This is a genomic window from Helicobacter acinonychis (genome assembly GCF_900461455.1).
Lineage (GTDB): Bacteria > Campylobacterota > Campylobacteria > Campylobacterales > Helicobacteraceae > Helicobacter > Helicobacter acinonychis.
The window spans coordinates 460,126-481,685 of record NZ_UGIA01000001.1 but is presented as its reverse complement, the minus strand read 5'-3'; the positions used below and the strand labels follow the sequence as shown (position 1 = coordinate 481,685).

At 38.4% G+C, this 21,560-nt stretch carries 17 protein-coding genes and 2 pseudogenes; 8 read left to right on the top strand and 11 right to left on the bottom strand.

What is annotated here, in order from left to right:
- Positions 1–4: 4 nt before the first annotated feature.
- Positions 5–963 (bottom strand): annotated as a pseudogene (locus DYI00_RS02200) (outer membrane protein).
- 172 nt (positions 964–1,135) lie between these two features.
- On the opposite strand from DYI00_RS02200, the gene DYI00_RS02195 reads away from it, so the two are divergent.
- Together DYI00_RS02195 and DYI00_RS02190 are read left to right on the top strand one after the other, a co-directional pair.
- Entirely contained in the window at positions 1,136–1,579 is a 444-nt protein-coding gene (locus DYI00_RS02195) for a hypothetical protein (RefSeq protein WP_011577660.1), read from the top strand.
- 81 nt (positions 1,580–1,660) lie between these two features.
- A complete protein-coding gene (locus DYI00_RS02190; RefSeq protein ID WP_011577659.1) occupies positions 1,661–2,017 on the top strand; it encodes a hypothetical protein in 357 nt (118 codons plus the stop codon).
- Positions 2,018–2,022: 5 nt separating this feature from the next.
- On the opposite strand, the gene DYI00_RS02185 is transcribed toward DYI00_RS02190, so the two are convergent.
- From DYI00_RS02185 to DYI00_RS02165, 5 genes are read right to left on the bottom strand one after another with little or no spacing between them, the layout of a single operon-like run.
- Positions 2,023–3,576: a hypothetical protein gene (locus DYI00_RS02185; RefSeq protein ID WP_041600191.1), complete on the bottom strand. Its 1,554-nt coding sequence runs from the start codon at positions 3,574–3,576 to the stop codon at positions 2,023–2,025.
- Position 3,577: 1 nt separating this feature from the next.
- On the bottom strand, positions 3,578–4,114 hold the full coding sequence (hydD, locus tag DYI00_RS02180; RefSeq protein WP_011577657.1) for a hydrogenase biosynthesis protein HydD: 537 nt from the start codon (positions 4,112–4,114) through the stop codon (positions 3,578–3,580).
- Entirely contained in the window at positions 4,111–4,779 is a 669-nt protein-coding gene (gene cybH, locus DYI00_RS02175; RefSeq protein ID WP_011577656.1) for a Ni/Fe-hydrogenase, b-type cytochrome subunit, read from the bottom strand. The genes hydD and cybH overlap by 4 nt, the downstream gene beginning before the upstream one ends.
- 12 nt (positions 4,780–4,791) lie before the next feature.
- Entirely contained in the window at positions 4,792–6,528 is a 1,737-nt protein-coding gene (locus DYI00_RS02170) for a nickel-dependent hydrogenase large subunit (RefSeq protein WP_011577655.1), read from the bottom strand.
- Positions 6,529–6,537: 9 nt separating this feature from the next.
- Positions 6,538–7,695 carry a hydrogenase 1 small subunit gene (locus DYI00_RS02165; RefSeq protein ID WP_011577654.1) on the bottom strand — a complete coding sequence of 386 codons (1,158 nt, stop codon included), beginning with the start codon at positions 7,693–7,695 and terminating at the stop codon, positions 6,538–6,540.
- A gap of 121 nt (positions 7,696–7,816) precedes the next feature.
- On the opposite strand from DYI00_RS02165, the gene mdaB reads away from it, so the two are divergent.
- Both mdaB and DYI00_RS02155 read left to right on the top strand, forming a co-directional pair.
- Complete coding sequence (mdaB, locus tag DYI00_RS02160) at positions 7,817–8,401, top strand: NADPH:quinone oxidoreductase MdaB (RefSeq protein ID WP_011577653.1); 585 nt, start codon at positions 7,817–7,819, stop codon at positions 8,399–8,401.
- 81 nt (positions 8,402–8,482) lie between these two features.
- Entirely contained in the window at positions 8,483–9,310 is an 828-nt protein-coding gene (locus DYI00_RS02155; protein WP_011577652.1) for a glycosyltransferase family 25 protein, read from the top strand.
- A gap of 83 nt (positions 9,311–9,393) precedes the next feature.
- Here the strand turns inward: DYI00_RS02155 and DYI00_RS02150 are convergent, their stop codons facing one another.
- The 4 genes from DYI00_RS02150 to DYI00_RS02135 are packed head-to-tail and all read right to left on the bottom strand — an operon-like array spanning position 9,394 to position 14,468.
- Complete coding sequence (locus DYI00_RS02150; RefSeq protein ID WP_011577651.1) at positions 9,394–11,637, bottom strand: endonuclease MutS2; 2,244 nt, start codon at positions 11,635–11,637, stop codon at positions 9,394–9,396.
- Positions 11,637–11,999, bottom strand: coding sequence for a hypothetical protein (locus DYI00_RS02145; RefSeq protein ID WP_011577650.1), 363 nt, complete (start codon positions 11,997–11,999; stop codon positions 11,637–11,639). The genes DYI00_RS02150 and DYI00_RS02145 overlap by 1 nt, the downstream gene beginning before the upstream one ends.
- A complete protein-coding gene (gene murC / locus DYI00_RS02140; protein ID WP_104709220.1) occupies positions 11,999–13,348 on the bottom strand; it encodes a UDP-N-acetylmuramate--L-alanine ligase in 1,350 nt (449 codons plus the stop codon). Before murC ends, DYI00_RS02145 begins: the two co-directional genes overlap by 1 nt.
- Positions 13,341–14,468 carry a succinyldiaminopimelate transaminase gene (locus DYI00_RS02135; RefSeq protein WP_011577648.1) on the bottom strand — a complete coding sequence of 376 codons (1,128 nt, stop codon included), beginning with the start codon at positions 14,466–14,468 and terminating at the stop codon, positions 13,341–13,343. The genes murC and DYI00_RS02135 overlap by 8 nt, the downstream gene beginning before the upstream one ends.
- 142 nt (positions 14,469–14,610) lie before the next feature.
- On the opposite strand from DYI00_RS02135, the gene ispG reads away from it, so the two are divergent.
- The 4 genes and pseudogenes from ispG to DYI00_RS02115 all read left to right on the top strand — a co-directional run bounded on the left by ispG (position 14,611) and on the right by DYI00_RS02115 (position 20,187).
- Entirely contained in the window at positions 14,611–15,687 is a 1,077-nt protein-coding gene (gene ispG / locus DYI00_RS02130) for a flavodoxin-dependent (E)-4-hydroxy-3-methylbut-2-enyl-diphosphate synthase (RefSeq protein ID WP_011577647.1), read from the top strand.
- A gap of 8 nt (positions 15,688–15,695) precedes the next feature.
- Positions 15,696–16,901, top strand: a complete 1,206-nt coding sequence (locus DYI00_RS02125; protein ID WP_011577646.1) for a 2,3,4,5-tetrahydropyridine-2,6-carboxylate N-succinyltransferase — start codon at positions 15,696–15,698, stop codon at positions 16,899–16,901.
- 11 nt (positions 16,902–16,912) lie between these two features.
- Entirely contained in the window at positions 16,913–17,956 is a 1,044-nt protein-coding gene (locus DYI00_RS02120) for a tetratricopeptide repeat protein (RefSeq protein ID WP_011577645.1), read from the top strand.
- A gap of 172 nt (positions 17,957–18,128) precedes the next feature.
- A pseudogene (locus tag DYI00_RS02115) lies at positions 18,129–20,187 on the top strand (DUF262 domain-containing protein).
- Positions 20,188–20,619: 432 nt separating this feature from the next.
- On the opposite strand, the gene trxB reads toward DYI00_RS02115, so the two are convergent.
- The gene (trxB, locus tag DYI00_RS02110; RefSeq protein ID WP_011577642.1) at positions 20,620–21,555 is read right to left on the bottom strand and encodes a thioredoxin-disulfide reductase; all 936 of its coding nucleotides are present in this window, start codon (positions 21,553–21,555) and stop codon (positions 20,620–20,622) included.
- Between the last annotated feature and the right edge of the window lie 5 nt (positions 21,556–21,560).

The following is a 21,560-nucleotide window of genomic DNA, read 5'->3' as shown; positions in this document are numbered from 1 at the left end:
TGTTTTAACGCCCTTTAAAGGTATATGTATAGTTAAGATAAACGCTCACCACTCTTTTATAATCCAATTTATCCCCATAATTATCGCTATAGTAATTGACTTTGAAGGCTGGCACTTTAACCCCTAACTCAACGCTAGAACCCCCAAGATATGTTTCATTACCATTCTCATCAAAACTGTATTTATCAATATTTAAACGAACGCCAAATTTCCCTGACAATTGAAAAATCGTGTGGCTACTTGGAAACAGCGCAAGAATGTTAGGTGCAAGACTGTTATTTGAAAACCAAGTGCTACCCCCTATATCTATGCCGATCACAAGTCCTGAAGATTTTCTAAATATGTGCCTTGATGCTCTTTTTAATGTATTAGCGTCTAGCGTTCTGCCGGATTTTTGGGATGCTCGCTTATCATAGTCGATCCAATTGATAAGCAAATCCGTATTGAAACCATAGGGTAAAAAAGCTATTAAACCGCTACCAGAATCAGAAAGCATAGAACTAAAAATAGGCAACATCTAGGGTGAAACAGCTATTAAACTGACGATAGGAGCAAAACTAAGACTACTAAGTTGGTAACCGAAAAAAAGAGAGTGCCTAAACCCTATAACCTTTTTTTACCCAAAAAATATTTATACCCAAAACTGAGCTCATTGACAAGACCACCCGTTCCACCTTTTCCTTTGAATTGGCTAGCGATTTTTTTTGAATCTTTCACTTTGTTTAAGGTATTTTGTGCATCTATTACATCTTTTGCGAGTTGTTTGTAGATGTAGGAGGGGTAATTGTTTGCGATATTGATCGCTTGATTTAAGGCGTTTTGTGCTAAAGTTCTTTTGCCAATACTCCCCCATTGTTGGATATAGCTTTCTTCTAGAAAGTTTAAACCCAAATAGAATCCATTCCTTTCAGCGTGGAGTTCAGCGTGGAGCCAAAACGAGAGAGAGTAAAAGGGCTTTTTCATGGTTTTTCTTTAATTTAAGATTTTGCACTAACTATATAGTTGTGTGTATTCTACTACAAAAATAAGATTTTAGTTATTGAATTTAATGAAACAAAATAACCTAAAAACCACCGCTTAATCAACATTAAATTAAAAACATGTTAACCTTTAATTATTTTAATTAGGAAAACCCATGCATAAAAACTTTTCTTACAAACATTTTTTATCCAACAAACTCACTCATTTTTCTAAAACCATTCTTTTTTTAAACACCGGCTTTTTAGCCTATCTGTTATGCGCTTGTGGGGCGAATGTGCCTATAGAAGAAGTGATAGTCAAAGACCCTAAAGAAACCAAAGCTCAAGAAGTCGCTAGAGAAGAAAAGGCGATCCAGCAAGAAAACGCCATCATTGATGCACACACCACGCCTTTAATCAATCGTTTCAGCAATTATAACGCCTATGGCTCTTTAAACGGCTTTTACAATTCCATAGACAACCTCAATTCACCCATGCAAAACGGGATGTATGGAGGCTATTACATGCCCTATTACTACATGCCCTATTACATGCCCTATGGCCTTATGCCTTATGGGTATGGCATGACGCCTGGATATTTCCCTTACGCTTTTTATTGATGCATTCATGGGTGGCTTGATATTTTCTTATCATTACACTTAATACGTTAAGATAGCCTACCTATATTAAAAGGAAATCTTATGCATATGATTAAAATTTTATCCTTTATTCTCTTTGTCATGGGTCATAACGCATTTGCAACGAATTTAGAAACCGATACCAAAAACGATAAAAAGGATAGCAAAAAGCTTTATGATTTCACTAAAAAAAGCGCTTTAGAGAGGGTGGATTTAGAAAAAAGCCCTAACCTTAAAAGCCGTAAAAAAAGCAATCGAAAGTTTTACAAACAACTCCCTAAAAATAGAGTTGCAGAGGGGGTGAGCGTGCCGATTGTTGATTTCAATAAAACCCTGTCTTTTGGGCCTTATTTTGAAAGGACTAAAAGCAAAAAAACCCAACACATGGATGGCGGAGTGATGATGCACATCCGTTTTTAAGCCCCCTATTCATAGTCCAAAAACTCATGCACTTTAAGGGTTAGGGTTTTGGGGAAATATTGCACAAACAAATCCAAAAATACTTTTTCGCCAAAGAAATCCCCAGCAATAATCACTTCTTGGACGCTGAAATTTTGTGCATTATCCCAAATGAAATTCCCTAAAAACTCCGCTAAAGAATCCAAAATCCCCAAACTCAAAATTTCATTCTCCACGCCTGCGAGCCTAAAACTCATCGCACTGTGCATGATTTTTGAAAAATTTAAAGCCATTTTCCAAGAATCGTCTTTAAGGATTTTATAATCAATTCTAGGGCCTTTAGGGCGTAAGCATTCTTTCGCCAAAGAAATAACGCTATGTGCATGAAAATCCTCGCTATACCCTAAAACAAACCCCAAAATTTGAAAAAAATCCAATAAATTCGTGCCCCCTAGCTGATGTTTGGAAAGCTCTAAAAAATGCGCATAAAAATTAGGGAATTTAGCCTCGTAGTTTTGTAGCATTCTAGAGGCTTTTTCATCTTGTTTGAGAAGATTAAACATTTCATTGAAATCAAACCTAGTGTTTAAAAGCGTTTTTAAAGAGCCATTAGCATGCAATAATAGCCTTGTAGGGTGTTTGAAACTAATATACACAATAATGGAATGCGGCGTTGTGCTTAAAAACTCTAGCTCATCTTTAAAAGAAATGGGAGCAAGATTGTTTTCTAGCACGAATTTTTTAGTGGGCACAATCAAGCGGTTAGGGGTTTTAAAAAGCGTTTCATAACTTAAAAGCGCTTCACAAGAATTGTTTTCACAAAAATTGTTTTTATGTGCAAAAACAAATTCTATACCCTCATCTTGTAAAATATGGCACAATAAATTTAATATAGGTTCATAGGGCAATTGGGCTATAATTTCATCATTTTTAAAAGTATCCTTAAACACGCTTTTTAAATGGGCTTTGATAGAGGGTTTTTCCAAACTGGCCAAGTATTTAGCGTCTTCTAAAAGCAATTTAGTGTAGGTTAAAACGCTAGAAAGAGCGCTAAAAATAACGCTTTGAGAAGGCTTGTTTAAAGAAAGGGATAACACCCCCCTAGAAGTGTGGATAGTTATAAAATCTTGTGTTTTAAGCATCTCTTTTAATTGCGTTAAGCAATCTATAAGCTCTTTAGGGCTATGGATTGTATTCCCCTTAAAAGCCGTATTTGTAACAAAACCTAAAGTATTGGCATACAAAGATGTGTTTTTATCCAAAAAATCTTGATGCTCTTTAGCGTTCATAAAAAGGGATTTTGAAAGGCTTGTTGTTTGGAAAAGATCTTCGTCTAAAGGCTCTGTGTTTTCGCTTAAAGACAAAAAACTAAAATCTAAAGAAAAGGGTAAAACAACGCTGAGTTTTTGCGCGAATTCTAAAGTGGTTTCAGCACTCGCTTGGAGGTAAAAAGAAGTTATCTTATCCTTATAAACGCTATAAAAACCCGCTTGTAAATTGAGTGCCATTTGCTCTAAAAGGGGCGTAAAAATCAAGTTTGTTTTTTCATCAACGCATTTAAAAAGAAAAACAAACACCAATTCAAAAACCCTTGTAGGAAAGTTCAGCGATACAATCTAATGCAATATTATTTGTGCGTTGCATACCCACTCCCCATGCTTTTAGTTGGGTTTCTATGGCTTGTAGGGCTGTTTCTAAAGCGTTTAAAATCTCTTGTGAAAGCTTGAAAGTGGTCTCGCTCCCTATCACAAAAGGCACAAGCCCCACAATAAAAGTCTCAGGCAAATCCCCTAAAAACTCCGTAAGCCTTAAAGTGTGCAGCATTTCCACTTCATGCGCACTCCCAGCCCATGTGATTTCTTTAGGGGCGTCATTAAATTCAAAAGCATACACCGATCCTATTTCAACGCCTTTAGCGCTCACGCAATCTAAAATCAAAACCTTTTCATACGAAGTGATTAAAGGAATGAGTTGCTGAGCCATAGTCCCCCCATCTACAATATCCACGCTAGGAAAAAAAGAAAAATTCCTTTTGAGATAATGGGCTAAATGCACTCCAATCCCTTCATCGCCAAAAAGGATATTGCCAATGCCTAGAATTAAGATTTTTTGACTCATTCTTTGGTATAACCATAGCCATTAATCATAGAATCCGCCCCTGAACTATCATACCTAATAGAATGGAAAAACACCATATAAACATGCACAGGGATAAATAAAACAAACCCCCAAGTCGCTAAATGGTGGATAAAACGCACATTCGCTAACCCCCCACAAAGCACCTCAAACCACTTAAAAGCACTCTCTAAAAATGCCCCAAGCCCAGCGTGATAGACATTATAATAAAGCACCACCCCACTCAAACTCATCAACACCACCAAAATAGTTAGGGTAAAATAAGCCACGAGTTGGATAGGGTTATACGCTCCTTTAGTGTGGGGTTTGCCACTAATAAGAAAATACGCTTTCATTTGTTCTACCCACGCTTTTAAACTCAAAAGTTGGCTAAAACTCCTGCGCTCATTAACGCTTTCTTTAGTGAAAAAAAGATAAGTTCTAAAGAATAACGCGCTAATGAGTAAAAACCCAAACATGACATGAAAAGAGCGGATATAAGCTTGCAAAAAATACATTTCTTTATAAAAGCTGGATCCAGGTTGTAAAAAAGGGTAGGCGATGTAAAGCCCTGTAATAATTAAAATAAAAATACTCAAAGCCCTAACCCAATGGAAAAAGCGCACAAAACCTGAATACTCTTTGTGTAAAACGACCTTTTTATCCATGCGTATCCCTTTTTAGAATTTAGCAAAATTAGGCTCTACTTTAAACTCGTTTAAAGACTGCCCTTTAAAATCCATTACATGCACTGAGCATGCGATGCATGGGTCAAAAGAATGGATGGTTCTAATGATTTCTAAAGGTTGGGTTAAATCAGCGATTCTAGTGCCAATCAAACTCATTTCATAAGCCCCCCTTTGACCTTGAGAGTCCCTAGGCCCCGCATTCCAAGTAGAAGGCACGACCGCTTGATAATTTTCTACTACGCCGTTTTTAATACGTACCCAATGGCTTAGCATGCCCCTTGGCACTTGACCAATATAGCGCCCTTTATATTCTTGATTTTTATCAATTTCATAAGGAGTGCAAGTGCTTTGATCGCTTTTTAGATTTTCCACTAACGCATCAAACGCTAAAAGACCATTATCAGCAATCGTTTTAGCTTCAATACACCTTGCTGCCGTTCGCCCAAGCGTTGAAAACAACGCCTCTAAAGGCAATTTAGTGTCTTTTAAAAACTTAGTAGCCACTTCAGTAATATAGGGGTTTTTAGCCGCTAAACCCACCACTACCGCGCTTAAAGGGCCTACTTCCATAGGCATATTATCGTATCTGGGCGATTTGATCCAAGAATATTTATTTTTAGTGTCAAGCACTTTAGTAGGGATCATTTTATTTTCAATCCCCACGCTCTCGCCATCTTTAAAACCGGTATAATGCGGATTAGTTTGCCCATCATAAGGGTGGAGTTGCACTTCTTTAGTGTCTTCATATTGATACCAAGAATGCGTAACCTCTTCTTTAATCAAGCTTTCATTAATAGGGTGTAATTTAGAAATATCCCCATCAAGCACCACCCCACTACTCAAAAGGTATTTATCCCTCCCAAGCAACACTTCTTCATAAGCGATAAAATTCTTTAAGCCACAGCCTTTAATGACCGATTGTTCATTAGCAAACATTTCGCCTGCCATCACCAAATCAGGGTAGTAAGCATGGTTAATGAAATGGGCCACCACTTCAAACTTGCTCTTCCACTCCGCCAATCTCGTAGGATCTAGTATATCCATCACGCTCGTAACACCCCCTACCGTTAAGCTTTGTGGGTGGGGTTGTTTAGCCCCAAAAATAGCGGTCATTTTCGCCGCTTCTCTTTGGATTTCTAAAAGCTTGAGATAGTGGCTTAAGACGATTAAATTTTGCTCTGGACTTAAACGATAAGTCTTATGCCCATAATAGCCATTACTAAAAGGCCCTAAAGATCCGCCTTTAGCAAAATCATTCAAGCGTTTTTGAACCGCTTTTAATTCGCCAGCACCGGTATTAATAGGATAAGGGCTGTATTTAAAAGCAAGTTTTGAAGCTTCAATAGGGTCTGCTTTTAAAGCGCTCAAAATATCGCACCAATCAAGCCCATGCAAAGTATAAAAATGCACCACATGATCGTGAAAAAGCAACGCCATGTTCATCAAAGATCGTACCAACTGCGCGTTCAATGGAGGGGTAATCCCCAGAGCGTTTTCTACTGCAGTAACACCGGCTTTATAATGCGAATAAGTGCACACTCCACAAATCCTTTGAGCGATAAAGCCCGCATCTCGTGGGTCTCTGCCCTTAATGATCGTCTCTAGCCCCCTAAAAAGCGTAGAGGAAGAAAACGCATCAGTAATCACATTATTATCATCTACGATAACCTCAATCCTTAAATGCCCCTCAATCCTAGTGATAGGATCAACTACTATTTTTTTTGACATCTTAATCCCTTATTGCTCTTTATTTTTGATCGCTTTAGAAAGAAGTGCATGTGCAGCAATGCCAATAGCGGCTGCACTGAGTAGAGTCGTGCCTACTTTATCCGCCACTTTATCAGCCCCCAAGCCATCAAAAGCGGTTTTAATGGAGCGGTTCGCTAAAGGCTCTTCAAAAGGGCTCATCGTATCCCAAAAATTAGGCTCAGAACACCCTATACACCCATGCCCTGCGCCTATGGGCCAAGAGGTGTGTGAATTGAAGCGGAGTTTGGAGCAATTATTGAAAGTGTAAGGCCCTTTACAGCCCATTTTATACAAGCAAAACCCTTTTTTAGCGTTTTCATCGCCAAAATGTTCTACAAATTCGCCCGCATCAAAATGCCCTCTCCTTTCACACAAATCATGAATCCTATTCCCATAAGCCCAAGAGGGGCGGTTATACGCATCTAGTTTAGGGAGAGCTCCAAACATCAAGTAATAAAGCACATTGCCTACAATATTTTTTTCACTGGGCGGACAACCGGGCACATTGATCACAGGTTTATCAATGATTTTGTGTAAGGGTTGTGCGTTAGAAGGGTTAGGGTAAGCCGCTTGCACGCCCCCAAAACTTGAGCAAGTGCCTATGGCAAAAATAGCGGCTGCGTATTTGGCAGCCCTTCTGCATTCTTCAGCCCCTGTTTCAGCGTTTGGGCCTTGAGTGAGAAAGTATTCAGTGCCTTGTGGGATACCGCCTTCTACCATTAAAATGTAATTATTTTTATGCTTTTCTATGGCGTCATGCAAGCTTTTTTCAGCTTGAAAACCGCTCCCTACCATGATAGTCTCATGGTATTCTAGGTTGATATAATCAAAAATGATGCTATCAATAGTGGGATCTGCACTCCTTAACAAGCTCTCGCTACAGCCGGTGCATTCTGCCATGTGCAACCAAATCACAGGCAATCTGTTCGCCACTTCCACCGCCTTTAAAGTCAAGGGAGCGAAACTGACCGGCAAAGCTAGAGTCACGCTCATCATGCCCGCCCACTTCAATAAATCACGCCTAGAAATGCCCACACCCTTAAACTCATCTTGCAAGTTTTTATGCTCGTTATGAGCGTTAAACGATCTGACTATCTCAAGGCGTTCTTCAATCTTTTGATAGGTCTTTTTTTCATCGTAGAACATCGCCATTCCTTCATAAAAATTTGCATTATCTTAACACAATAAAAATAGAATGGCTTTAGTATTGGTTTATTTTGGATAGAATACCCCCTATTATTAAAAATTTTATTAAAAAAGAAACAAAATGAAAAAAATACTCATCATTAATGGAGCCAAAGCGTTTGGGCATTCTAATGGGAAACTCAATGAAACCTTGACCCACCATGCAAAAAAGACTCTAGAATCTTTAGGGATAGAAGTGGATACAACGATCGTGGATCAAGGCTATGAAACCCATCAAGAAGTGGAAAAAATCCTTCACGCTGATGCGGCTATTTGGCAAATGCCCGGCTGGTGGATGGGAGAGCCTTGGATTGTGAAAAAATACATTGATGAGGTTTTTACTTCAGGGCGTGGGAAGCTTTATGCTAGCGATGGCAGAGATTCGCAAGATCCTACCAAAAACTATGGGAAAGGAGGCTTGATGCAAGGCAAAAAATACATGTTAAGTTTGACCTGGAATGCCCCTATTGAAGCCTTTAATGACCCTAATGAATTTTTTGAAGGAATAGGCGTGGATGGCTTGTATTTGCATTTGCATAAGGCGTTCCAATTTTTAGGACTTTCAGCATTGCCCACTTTTATTTGTAATGATGTGATGAAAAACCCCCAAGTAGAGCAATATCTTAGCTCTCTCACTACGCACTTGCATCAAGTTTTTGGCAAATAGTCTTAAAATAAGGATTTTTAAATCCTTGTTGCAACGCTATTTTAAAATGGTATGATTGATTAAAAATTATGGGAGTTTAGTTTGCGTGTTTTTATCATTTCTTTAAATAAAAAAGTGTGCGATACATTTGGTTTAGTTTTTAGAGACACAACAACCTTGCTCAATAATATCAATGCCACCCACCATAGAGCCGAAATTTTTGATGCGATTTATTCTAAGGCTTTTGAAGGCGGATTGCACCCCCTGGTTAAAAAGCACTTGCACCCCTATTTCATCACACAAAGCATCAAAGACATGGGGATTGCAATCAATCCTATCAGCGAGATTTCTAAGTTTTATTACGCTTTAAAATACCATGCGAAGTTTATGAATTTTGGAGAACTTGGGTGTTATGCGAGCCATTATTCTTTATGGGAAAAATGCATAGACTTGAATGAGCCAATTTGTATTTTAGAAGATGATATAACTTTGAAAGAAAATTTTAAAGAGGGCTTGGATTTTTTAGAAAAACACATCCAAGAATTAGGCTATGTTCGTTTGATGCATTTATTATATGACCCCAATATCAAAAGTGAGCCATTAGATCATAACAACCCAGAGATACAAGAGCATATAGGGATCATTAAGGCTTATAGTGAAGGGGTGGGGACACAAGGCTATGTGATCACGCCCAAAATTGCCAAAGTTTTTTTAAAATACAGCCGGAGATGGATTGTTCCTGTGGATACGATAATGGACGCCACTTTTATCCATGGCGTCAAAAACCTGGTGTTACAATCTTTTGTGATCGCTGAAGAGGAGCAAATTTCTACGATAGAGCGGAGGGGTATAGAAGAACCCTACAGCCCCAAAATCACCTTGATGAGAGAGCTCCATTTTAAACATTTGGAATGGTGGCGGTTTGTGTGAGCTCGTTTGACTATTTATGATTTTTAAAATAAATCTTTGAGACAAACAAATCCGATAAGATTTTTGAAAACAAACACCAAAACCTACAATTTAACGATTTTAACCCCACTACCGCCTAAATTGATAGGAGCGTCGCTAAAGCTTACCACTTTAGGGTGGTTTTTTAAAAATTCTTTCACAAACTTTTCTAAAATCCCGCTCCCTTTGCCATGACAAACAAGCACTTCTTCAAAGCCTCCTAAAAGCGCGTTGTTTAAAAAGGCGTCCAGTGAATCCAAAGCTTCTTCGCTGCGTTGTCCCCTTAAATCAAGGTGCAAACTCGCTTCTTTAGGTTTAGGAATGATTGTTTTAGGGGGTTTGAATTTGTTTTTAGGGGGTTTTTGGATTTTTTTCAACAAACTCCCATGCACTTTTAAGCGCATGCCAAACTCGGTTTCTATCAAATAATAGCCCTTATCTAAAATCTGTGCGATCAGCACGCTTTCATTTTTATAGCGTGCTTTTTCGTTAGCTTGAAAGCTTGTTGTGATTTGTGGGGTTTCATGACTACTTTTATGTTTGTTTAAAATCTCGCTCGCTTTATGAATTTCTTTATGCATAGAGCTTGTATCTTTTGAAGCGACTTCGCTTTTTAGCACATTCAAGGCTTGTTGGTAGGATTTTTCCAATTCCAATTTTTTATTGTGAAAGATTTCTTTTTGTTTTTCTATTTCTAAAAGCCAAGCGTTTTTTAAACCTTCTTGCTCTTTTAAAGCGTTCTCTAAATGTTCATTTTTTTGTTTCAATTCCCTTTCTAGCGTGCTTGAATTTTCAATCAAAACATTCAATTTTTCCTTATCTTCGCCATAAAATGCCTTCGCTTTTTCAATCAAAAAACGCGGCACGCCATAACGCAGAGCGGTTTCAAACGCATAACTTTTGCCAACAACCCCTTTTAAAAAAGTGTAAGTGGGCCGTTCTTTTTCTTCATCATAAAGAGCAGCTAGTAATTCCACTTCTTGATTTTCTGCCATTAACACGCTCAGGCGTTTGTGGTGGGTGGTGATAATGATTTGATTGTTTTGTTCAAGCAATTTTTCCAACAAAGTTTTATACAAACTGCTCGCTTCATCAGCATCAGTCCCTAACTCAATTTCATCAACGCCTAAAAGCATGTTTTCTTTGGATAAAAGAGCGCTGAATTGCTTCATTCTGCCTGCAAAAGTAGAGATATTGTTTGCACTATTTTGAGGGTCGTTGATAATAGCGTGGATTTCTTTAAAATAAGGAATAACCGAATGATGAGCATTGATTTTCATAGGAATGAGGTATTTGCTTAAAAAAGCCGCACTTAAAAGCGATTTTAAGAGCATGGTTTTCCCACCAGCATTCACGCCAGTAACAGCGAGCATTGATTTTTCAAACTTCAAATTTAAGGGCTTTGGATCTTTTAAAATGGGGTGCGAAAAGTTTTCTAAAACCATTTTCTTTTGCGTAAAACTTGGCATGACAAATTCTAAATTGTAGGCTTTAGCGAAATTGAGCCGGGCTTGCAAGCTGTCTAAAAAATCAAATTCTTTGAAAAGGAATCTTAAAAATAAAAGGTGTTTTTGCAAGCTATGACTTAAAGTTTGACACATTTCAATAATACAGCAATCTATTTCATTATCAATTTGTGAGATTTTTTGCGCGATTTTTTGCGCGCTTTCAGGCAAAAGATAAAAATAACCATTAGCGCTCCTTTCTAGAACAACGCCCTTAATCGCTCTAGAAAACCCGCTTTTTAACAAAAGGCATTCATAACCATGCTTAAGATGGCTTTGGGTATCCACTAAATAAGGGGCAAGCTCTTTAGAATGCGCGTAATTGTGAATGATTTTAGCACTCTCTTTTTTAAGGCGGTTCAAACTCTCATTTAAAGCGTCTAGGGTGGCGTTAGCCCCTTGTTTGATTTTCCCTTCATCATCAAATAAATGGATTAAATCATTAAAAAATAAAGGCAAAACAATAGCATTAAGGCGTTCATAAAATTTTAAATGCGTAAAATTTTTAAAAGTGTTTTGTAAAATGACAATGTAGTGCAATCGTTTGACAATCTCGTCAATTTCATCTAAATGGAGTGTTCCTAATTTGGTGAGTTTGATAAGAATAAGATCGCTCTCTTTCACGCTTTTAGGGGTGGGCAAACCGATCGCATCCACTTCATTCAAATAAGTGAAAGCCTGTTTGAGATCGTTTTCTAAAGCAATAATACCCCCTTCTTTTGCAAAAAAGGTTTTAAAAAGAGCGATAAACTCTTTTAAATCTAGGCTTTCTTCTAAGGGTTTTGGTATAGTGTGATTCATCATTAGGGTTGGATTAAGGGATCTTTTTGAAGCGTTTGACAAGAATCTAAATCCACAAGAACATCTTTCATGGGGGTTTGTTTTTTACCCAAAAAACTCAAAGTCCCGCTCACTAAATTAAAGGTTTTATTATCCACTTTAATATCCTTACACAATAAGGTTTCCCCCCTTAAAAACGCTCTTTGCAAAGCGATTTCTTGTTGGTTTTGTTGGTTTTGCTTGTAAGTATAAACGCTTATGCTTGCCCCTATAATCCCTACAATTAAAAAAGCTAATATTTTTTGCTTAAGACTCATTAGACCAAAATCCCTTAAAACTAAAAACAATAAAATCAGCGTTAAAAATAAAACAATCGCTACGCCCATTACATTTCGCCCCTTAATTGGTAGGTAATATCCCCCGCTCCAAAGCCAATCACAAACCCTTTTTCAATCGTTTCTACTACCTTATCATTGACTAACAGCTCTAAAAAATCCCCTTTTTTACGCACCCTATCTATAAAGGTGGGGTTATAATGCTTAAAATGGGCTTTCAAATCAATATCTCTTTTAACTTCACATGCACTATAAATGGGTAAAATGATCAGCCTGTCGCAATGCTCTGAAAAACATTTTTTAAACTCTTCTAAATTATCCATTAAGCGGGAATATTTGTGTGCTTGCCAGATCACAATAATTTTTTCTTGCGTGTTTAATAAATTAGCATAAATCCTAGCGCTCTTTAAAGTAGCACTAATTTCGGTGGGGTGGTGGGCGTAATCATCAATAAGAATGAGTGCGTTTTTTTGCAAAATATCAAAGCGTTTTTTAATGCCTTTGAAATTTAAAAGGTTGTTTCTAATTTCTTCTAAATTTAATTCATCTAAAGCGCTTAAAATCGCCAAACTCGCATTCGTGGCGTTATGTTCGCCTAACCCCCACACTAAAAAAGTCCCCAAGTCTTTCAATTCAAATGAAGTGTAAGGCTCGCCCTCTTTTAAAATGTATTGGATATTTTGAATGTCTTTTTTTTCTAAGATAATGGCGTCTTTAGAATAATTTTTTAAAAAAGGATCTTCTTTATAGATCACTCTTTTTTGTGCATGGTCTAAAAAATATTCATAAGCGAAGAAGAATCGCTCTAAATCGTGGTCATAATGCTCCAAATGTTCTGGCTCTGTATTAGGCACAATCGCGCAATAAGGGTTAGAAAATAAAAAACTTGAATCGCTTTCATCTGCTTCAAAAACCAAGCTAACATTCGCGCTCTCTCGCACATTGGAATCAAACTCTTTAGAATGCGCCCCAATAATCGCCCCAAAAGTGGGGCAAATCGCGCTCAACATCGCGCTAATACTGCTTTTTCCATGAGCCCCGCACACGCTAAAAACCCGCTTGTCTTTAAGGATAGAATACAAGGCGTCTTTACGAGATAAAATAGGGATTTCTAATTCTTTAGCCCTTTGTATTTCTATATTGTCTTCTTTAATAATGGCTGAATGGATGATCACATCTTGATTTTTAATCGCCTTTGGGTCATGTGGGATATTAACTTCTACGCCTAAGGCTTTTAAATACTTAACGCTAGGGCTTATGGCAATATCAGATCCGCTGATTTTAGCCCCTTGAGCTTTAAGGTATTTGGCTAAGCCTGAAATACCAATCCCCCCTATGCCAATGAAATGGATCTTACAATCTTGCAAATTTTTTAGTAAAACTTTTGGGGTTTCAAGCATGATTTTCTCGGTAAGTTTCTATGATTTCTAAAGGTTTTTCTAAAAGAGGGGTGTCATAGACAAGGGCTAAACGCGCATAGTCAGTGCCGATGTTGTTACGCCCTAAATACAAAGCCGGTAAAGTGGTAATGCCTTCGTTTTCAAAAAGTTTTTTTGCAAAATTTTCGCCATTTTTAACAGGTAGATACACATAAAAACTATAAGGATAAATGAGCGTGTCTTTAAAGATTTTTCGTGCTAGTTTGAGATTATTCGCATAAATATTACGGAAAAATGCCGCATGCTCTTCATCTAGCCAAGCGATTTCGCTCGCCTTTTGAATCGCATTAGCGCTCGTATAGCCTAAATAAGTGCGAAAGGCTTTGTATTTTTCTAAAATACGGCTATCCCCAGCGATAAAACCACTCCTAAGCCCTGGAGCACTAGAGCGTTTGGAGAGCGAATGGATCACCAAAACATTTTTAAAATCTTTATTATTAATAAGCATGCAAGCTTCTAAAAGCGAAGGAGCCGGTGCATCTTCATAAATTTCACTATAACATTCATCGTTAATTAAAATAAAATCATATTTTAAAGCGAGTCTGACCCAAGCATGCAATTCTTCTAAAGAAAGGGTTCTTCCTGTGGGGTTATTAGGGGAATTTAAGATCACTAAATCCACTTCTTGCAACTCTTTTTCATTCAAGATTGGAGTGAAATCATTTTCTTTTACTAAAGGCATTAAAAGGCTTTTAGCTCTAGCAAATTGAGCCGCCCCTTCATAGATTTGATAAAAGGGGTTAGGATAAGCGATAGTGGGGTTTTGGTAATCAAATAAAACAAAACTGGGGAAATTAAACAACACTTCTCTAGAGCCTAGCGTGGAGATAAGCTCGTTTTCTTTCAATTCTATCTTAAAACGGCGTTTAAAAAAATCCCTTTGAGCCGCCCTTAAACTCTCTTCAAACGTGCTTTTAGGGTAGATATTAAGCGAATTAGCGTGTTGTTTAAGGGCGTCCTGAATGAATTTAGGCGTTTCAAATCGTGGCTCACCGATGCTTAAATCTAACCCCTTTTTTTTAGGGGTAATTTCTTTAAACAAGGCTCTTAATCGTTCAAAAGGATAAGGCTCAAAGGTCATAGGGCTACCTTAATCTTAAAATGGAATAGTTAATCTTACCTAAAATTTAAGCGTTTCGTTTATTGCTGAAAGAACTAAAAAGAGTATAAGAGAGTATAAAAGAGTATAATAGCGAAAGAATTTAACTTATTAAAGAGGTTTGATGCTAGAAAATAGAGTTAAGACCAAGCAAATTTTTATCGGTGGCGTGGCTATAGGGGGTGGTGCCCCCATAAGCACTCAAAGCATGACCTTTAGTAAAACCGCTGATATTCAAAGCACTAAAAATCAAATTGACAGATTGAAACTCGCCGGGGCTGATTTAGTGAGGGTGGCGGTGAGTAATGAAAAGGACGCTCTAGCCTTAAAAGAATTGAAAAAGGTGTCTCCTTTGCCTTTAATCGCTGATATTCATTTCCATTATAAATTCGCTCTAATCGCTGCTCAGAGCGTTGATGCAATCAGGATCAATCCTGGAAACATCGGCTCTAAAGACAAAATTAAAGCGGTGGTTGATGCTTGTAAGGAAAAAAACATTCCTATAAGAATTGGCGTGAATGCTGGGAGTTTAGAAAAGCAATTTGATCAAAAATACGGACCAACCGTTAAAGGCATGGTAGAAAGCGCTTTGTATAACGCTAAACTTTTAGAAGATTTGGATTTTACCAATTTTAAGATTTCTTTAAAAGCGAGCGATGTGATCCGCACCATAGAAGCTTATAGAATGTTACGCCCCCTTGTAATCTATCCTTTCCATTTGGGGGTTACTGAAGCGGGTAATCTTTTTAGCTCCAGTATCAAATCCGCCATGGCTTTAGGGGGGCTTTTAATGGAGGGTATTGGAGACACGATGCGCATCTCTATCACAGGGGAATTAGAAAATGAAATCAAAGTAGCTAGAGCGATTTTACGCTATAGCGGGCGTTTGAAAGAGGGGATTAATTTGATTTCTTGCCCCACTTGTGGGCGCATTGAAGCGAATTTAGTGGATATGGCGGGCAAGGTAGAAAAACGCTTAAGCCACATTAAAACCCCTTTAGACATTAGCGTGATGGGCTGTGTGGTGAATGCTTTAGGTGAAGCCAAACATGCCGACATGGCGATCGCTTTTGGGAATCGCAGTGGTTTGATTATCAAAGAAGGTAAAGTCATTCACAAATTGGCCGAAAAGGATTTGTTTGAAACTTTTGTAACAGAAGTGGAAAATTTAGCTAAAGAAAGAGAAAAAACTTTAAATTAAAGGACAGGATGATGAATAAATTTAAAAATTTTGTGAGCAACTACCAGCAATCTGATTGCTATAAAGAGCCTTTAGGATTTGGTATTGCTAGAGTGGATATTGCCCCTATTTCCAAAAAGATTTTATGCACCACTTACCCTATTTTGAATTGGAAAAATGAAAATCTAGGCTCTTATGCGGTGTTTTGCAATGCGTTTTCTGAAGAAAAAATCCTTAAAAGGAGTGCAAGCGAATGCGTCATTGAGATCGATGAAGATTTTGTGTTAAAAGCGTTGGATTTTTACACGCCCTTTTTGAATGAAGCCTATTCCAATAAAATGGTTCATAAAAATATCCAAGTGGTTTTAGAGCTTTTAAAGGCGTTAGAAGAAAATCGCTTGAAAAATAGTCATGGGGAGTCTCTCTATCGCTTGGTGATCTTGTATGAAGACAAGCCTTGCGAGAGCGTGGAAAGCGTGTATATGAAACTTTTAGCACTCTCTTTAGGTAAAGCCCCTTTGAGGAGTTTGAATCTAGAAGGCATTTTTAACCAGCTTTCTAATGTGGCTTGGAGTGGTAACAAGCCTTATGAATTAGAATGGCTTAGAATGAACGAAGTGGCTTTAAAAATGCGAGGTAATTTCCCTAGTATTGATTTTATAGACAAATTCCCACGCTATTTAATGCAAGTGATCCCTGAATTTGATAATATCCGCTTATTAGATAGCTCAAAAACGCGCTTTGGGGCGTATTTAGGAACCGGTGGTTACACTCAAATGCCTGGGGCTAGTTATGTGAATTTTAATGCAGGGGCGATGGGAGTGTGCATGAATGAGGGGCGTATCTCTTCATCAGTCGTGGTTGGAGCAGGCACTGATATTGGTGGGGGAGCGAGTATTTTAGGTGTTTTAAGCGGGGGGAACAACAACCCTATTAGCATCGGGAAAAATTGTTTGCTAGGGGCTAATAGCGTTACCGGTATTAGTTTGGGCGATGGCTGTATTGTGGATGCAGGCGTTACGATACTAGCCGGGAGCGTGATAGAAATTGAAGAAAATGAGTTTAAAAAGCTTTTAGAGGTGAATAGTAATTTAGAAAAACATGCTAATAATCTTTATAAGGGCAAAGAGCTTTCAGGGAAAAATGGCGTACATTTTCGCTCAAATAGCCAAAATGGCAAGTTGATTGCTTTTAGGAGCGTGAAAAAAATTGAGTTGAATCAAAACTTGCACTAAGGATTAAAAGAATGCTCAAAAAAAGTTTGTTATTGCTTGTTTTTTTAGTCTTACGGATTGGTGGTGCTGAAGAAAACAATCAAGCCCCTGGATTAAACCCCGCTAACGCTAAAGGCATGCCAAACCCTAACACGCAAATCAACCCTAAAGAAGACAACTCCAATTTATTGGACAAATTGGGTTCGCCTGAAAACGCTGAAACCAAGCTTTCTGCTGGTATTGATTTGGCTAAAAAGGGCGATTATGAAGGGGCTTTTAAGCTCTTTTCTCAATCATGCGATAACGGCAATGCGGCTGGGTGTTTTGCAGTGGGGGCGATGTATGCTAATGGAGTGGGTGTTCAAACCAACAGATTGAAAGCCGCCCGCTATTATGAAATGGGTTGCAGTGGAGGCGATGCGACCGCTTGCGCGAATCTGGCTCAAATGTATGAAAACAAGAAAAACGCTGATGCAAACGATAAAGAAAACGCTCTGCAATTGTATGCGGTGGCTTGTCAAGGGGGGGATATGATTGCATGCAATAATTTGGGGTGGATGTTTGCAAATGGGAGTGGGGTCCCAAAAGATTATTACAAAGCGATGGGTTATTATAAATTTTCATGCGAAAATGGGAATGACATGGGGTGCTATAATCTGGGCTTGATGTCTAATGTGAATAATATTTATGGTATTGATAAAGCCCAACTTAGTCAAGTGGATTTGAATTATTTGGCTTGCAATGCGGGGGATATGATGGGGTGCGCGAATTTAGGCTGGATTTATGCGAATGGGGATTTAGGGGCTCCGTTGAATAACCACTATGCAGCGAAATATTTCCAAATGGCATGCGATGGGGGGATTTTGGGGAGCTGTAATAATTTAGGCGTGCTGTATCAAAAGGGTTTGGGCGTGCCTCAAGATGATCAAAGGGCGTTAGATTTATTCTCTTACGCGTGCGATAATGGTTTTGAATCAAGCTGTCGTAATTATGGGAACTTCAAAGAGTATTTATTGCGCATGAATCCTAATTATGGGCGTTTGTTCATGCCGCATAATTCTTATGATACACCATAGAAATTAAAAAATGCTTTTAGCATTTTTAAGATAAATATTAAATAGCTTGACGCCGGTCAAGTGATAATCTCTTAAATCCACCCACAAATTGCGGTTTTTTTCAAAATTTAAGCTTTCTTTTTTTTTGATTTAATACTCAATGTAATTTTAATTTCACTCAAAAGGAAAAGCTATGAAAGCAACACAAAGCACCATTAACGACTTTTTTGCCCTAACAAGCACGATATTTTCTATCCCTGTATACCAACGGAACTACACTTGGGAGGAAAAAAATTGTGAAAAATTACTGCAAGATATTATCAATATCTCTCAAAATAAGAAAACGCATTTCATGGGTTCTATCACTTATATTTTGCATTGGATTGATGATGAAAAGAGCTTAAGGCAGTTGCAAGAATTTGTCATTATTGATGGGCAGCAAAGGATTGCCACCATCATGCTTTTGCTCAAAGCCATAGAGACACAAACAACAGATGAAGCACTAAAACGAGAGATTAGCGGGTTACTCAATCTTACAGGATCACAAAAGCTCCGCCTCAAACCCATTAAAAGGGACAAAGAAGCCTTTGAGCTTGTCATGCAAAATCGATCGCATGAAATACAAGGTCTATCACATGTTAGAAATAATTATAAATTTTTCACCAAAGAGCTTGACAAGTATGTAAGCAAAGGGTATCGCATAGAAGAGATTTATGGAGCGTTTTTGCGGCTTAAAATCGTAGCCATAGGTTTAGAGATAGGCGAAGATGATCCGCAAGTGGTGTTTGAAAGCATTAACGCCACAGGCGTGCAATTAAAAGGGCTGGATCTCATCCGCAACTACCTGATGATGGGAGAAAATTCCACTAGACAGCAGCATCTTTATGACACTTATTGGATGCCCTTAGAGGAGTGGCTTGGCGAAAAGGATTTGAATGATTTTATCAAAACCTATCTGAGAATCTATTTAGAGGATAGATTTAAAGAGGAAGAGCGCGAAGTGTATTACGCGCTAAAAGCCCACCACAAAGACAATTTCCCTAATGACATACAAGCCCTTATGATCGATATGCATGAGTATGGCAGAATCTATCAAATCTTTTTAGAAAGAGATCATCATTTTTTAGATCGTGGAGACGCTACGCCACAGCAATTGGCGAAATTACGCCTATGCATTAAAGATCTTATGAAAATCAAATTTGGCGTAGCAAAGCCCTTTATCTTGCGTTGCACCAAAGACTTTGAAAAAGGCAAGCTGGATTATGAAAACTTCTATGAAATTTTGCAAATCCTTATCAGCTACTATGTGTGCCAAAGCGTGTGCGGAGAGCCTACCGCTGCACGTACTAGAGTTCTTTATTCCTTATACAGACAGCTAGAAGAAAATATTTCAGCTGATGCGTTGAAGCGGTATTTTGGCAAAAAAAACGGCGTTCCCTGATGATGATCAAATTAAAGCGGCATTTCTTGTGCGTAATGCCTATTCAACAAGGAATGTGTGCAAATTTATCTTGCTTGAGATAGAAAAGCTAAGCAACGCCGAACCACCAAGAGAAGAAAATCTAGAAGTGGAGCATTTCTACCCACAAACCTCCACCCAAGAATGGCGCGATAGGGTGGGAGACTATTTCACTTTTGAACAAGATTATCTTAATAATTTTGGGAATTTAACCTTATCAGGATCAGGGCAAAATCAAAAGCTTGGCAACAAATCTTACGAGGCAAAAATAGAGCTTATGGAGCAATACAGCTCCTTGCATTTAAACGACTATTTCATCAATAACACCCATTCTTGGGGGATAGATGAAGTGAAAGCCAGGAGCGAATATCTAGCGGATCAATTTTGCAAAGTGGAGTTATTTAAGGATTTGCCTAAAGAATACCGCACAAGAGAGCTTAACAAAACCCTTGATGATGACTTAACTTCCCACAAATTTTCAAGCGTTAAGCTCCCCAATGGCCAAAAGCAAATAGCAAGAAGCGCTAAGGAATTAGCTAGCGTTGTCATAAACTACTTGCTAGAAAATGCCAGAGAAGCCTTTGAAAGCTATACGGACGATGAGTCTCAAAAATACATTTATTGGGATAAAGCAAAAGCTGAAGCAAGAGATAGAGATGGCACTCTTGTCGTACCTTTTGAAAAAGTTGGATTCTATTTTGTATGCAATGCGAGTTTTCAAAGTGTAGGCAGTAATCTTAAGAATCTTATCATAGGTTGCGAGCTGGATCCTAGAGAGTTTATTGTAGGGTAGGTAGCGCCTAATTTTGGCTTAATGGCTATGCCTTAATGCTATGGTTTAAGCCAAAAGCGTAGGACACTAAGCATGGAGCTTTGAATGTCGTGCAAAGCCAATCGTCCACTATTGCAAAACGCCTATTTTGTTGGGTGTTTTTATTGGTGGTAATGGGAGTGGTATTGCTGTTTTAAAATCTCGACACCCCTTAAAAACTTGAATTGCTTTTCTCTCTCATTGAGTCTTAAGAAGTCCATTAAAACTTTTTTAATCTCTCGCAAGTTTTTAAATTAAAGCTTATTTTTTGAGTCAGATTAAAATCGTTTCATTTTAAAACTAGGATTAACGCTTGATATGTGAAGCACTCAAACGCAAAAATGGAGATTTTAAAAACAAATGAACATTTTGAGCAAAAGCTCATAACCCTAAATCCAAGGTTACTAGCTTGATTTAATGGTGCTCTAAATAAGAAATCACGCTTAAAGCCGCCGTAGCGCCATCGCTTGCTGCACAAACCACTTGTTTAGGGGCAAAAATGCGAATATCTCCCGCTGCAAACAAACCTTGAACATTTGTTTTCATGGAAAAATCCACCACTATTGAGCCGTATTCATCGCATTTGCATAGCATTGAGCCATCTTCTTGCTTCAATACAGCGTTATTCACATCATAACCCACAAAAACAAAAAATCCCGGCACGACCAACTCTCTTGTTTGATTAGTGGCTGTATTTTTAATGCTTAAAGAAGACACGCCGGCATTATCGCCCTTGATTTCTTCTACCACATAAGGGGTTAAAAACTCAATTTTATCATTCTTTCTAGCATGCTCTAAAGTGATAGGTGCACACCTAAAGCCATCCCTCCTATGGATAAGATAGACTCTTTTGCAGATATTAGCCAAATAAATCGCCTCTTCTACGGCGGTATCGCCCCCACCAAGCACCGCTACCTCCTTATTTTTGTAAAAAAAGCCATCGCATGTCGCACAAGTGCTCACGCCCTTGCCCCAATATTCTGACTCGCCTTTAATACCTGTGCGTTTAGGACTACCACCGGTAGCAATGATCACGCTTTTAGCTTCAAAAGTCTTGCCGTCTTCTGCCAAAATAACAAAATGAGAGTCTTTTTTAGAAACCCTTTGAATGGCGGTCATTTCGTGCTTTAAGCCAAAGCGAAAGCACTGCTCTTGCCATGGTTGCATGAAATCCAACCCACTCACCACTTCCTTAACGCCCGGATAGTTTTCAATCTCGCTACTGCCAGTGATTTGCCCTCCAGGCATTCCTTTTTCAAACAAAACGGCGTTTTTGACACCGCCTCTAGTGGCATAAAGCCCCGCACTCAAGCCTGCAGGACCACCTCCAATGATCGCACAATCTATCATGGCTA

What these genes read in the sequence shown, in the direction of transcription:
- DYI00_RS02195 (WP_011577660.1), top strand. Translation starts at nt 1,136, where the DNA reads ATGCATAAAAACTTTTCTTACAAACATTTTTTATCCAACAAACTCACT.
- DYI00_RS02190 (WP_011577659.1), top strand. Translation starts at nt 1,661, where the DNA reads ATGCATATGATTAAAATTTTATCCTTTATTCTCTTTGTCATGGGTCAT.
- hydD (WP_011577657.1), bottom strand. Translation starts at nt 4,114, where the DNA reads ATGAGTCAAAAAATCTTAATTCTAGGCATTGGCAATATCCTTTTTGGC.
- cybH (WP_011577656.1), bottom strand. Translation starts at nt 4,779, where the DNA reads ATGGATAAAAAGGTCGTTTTACACAAAGAGTATTCAGGTTTTGTGCGC.
- DYI00_RS02170 (WP_011577655.1), bottom strand. Translation starts at nt 6,528, where the DNA reads ATGTCAAAAAAAATAGTAGTTGATCCTATCACTAGGATTGAGGGGCAT.
- DYI00_RS02165 (WP_011577654.1), bottom strand. Translation starts at nt 7,695, where the DNA reads ATGTTCTACGATGAAAAAAAGACCTATCAAAAGATTGAAGAACGCCTT.
- mdaB (WP_011577653.1), top strand. Translation starts at nt 7,817, where the DNA reads ATGAAAAAAATACTCATCATTAATGGAGCCAAAGCGTTTGGGCATTCT.
- DYI00_RS02150 (WP_011577651.1), bottom strand. Translation starts at nt 11,637, where the DNA reads ATGATGAATCACACTATACCAAAACCCTTAGAAGAAAGCCTAGATTTA.
- DYI00_RS02145 (WP_011577650.1), bottom strand. Translation starts at nt 11,999, where the DNA reads ATGGGCGTAGCGATTGTTTTATTTTTAACGCTGATTTTATTGTTTTTA.
- murC (WP_104709220.1), bottom strand. Translation starts at nt 13,348, where the DNA reads ATGCTTGAAACCCCAAAAGTTTTACTAAAAAATTTGCAAGATTGTAAG.
- DYI00_RS02135 (WP_011577648.1), bottom strand. Translation starts at nt 14,468, where the DNA reads ATGACCTTTGAGCCTTATCCTTTTGAACGATTAAGAGCCTTGTTTAAA.
- ispG (WP_011577647.1), top strand. Translation starts at nt 14,611, where the DNA reads ATGCTAGAAAATAGAGTTAAGACCAAGCAAATTTTTATCGGTGGCGTG.
- DYI00_RS02125 (WP_011577646.1), top strand. Translation starts at nt 15,696, where the DNA reads ATGATGAATAAATTTAAAAATTTTGTGAGCAACTACCAGCAATCTGAT.
- DYI00_RS02120 (WP_011577645.1), top strand. Translation starts at nt 16,913, where the DNA reads ATGCTCAAAAAAAGTTTGTTATTGCTTGTTTTTTTAGTCTTACGGATT.
- trxB (WP_011577642.1), bottom strand. Translation starts at nt 21,555, where the DNA reads ATGATAGATTGTGCGATCATTGGAGGTGGTCCTGCAGGCTTGAGTGCG.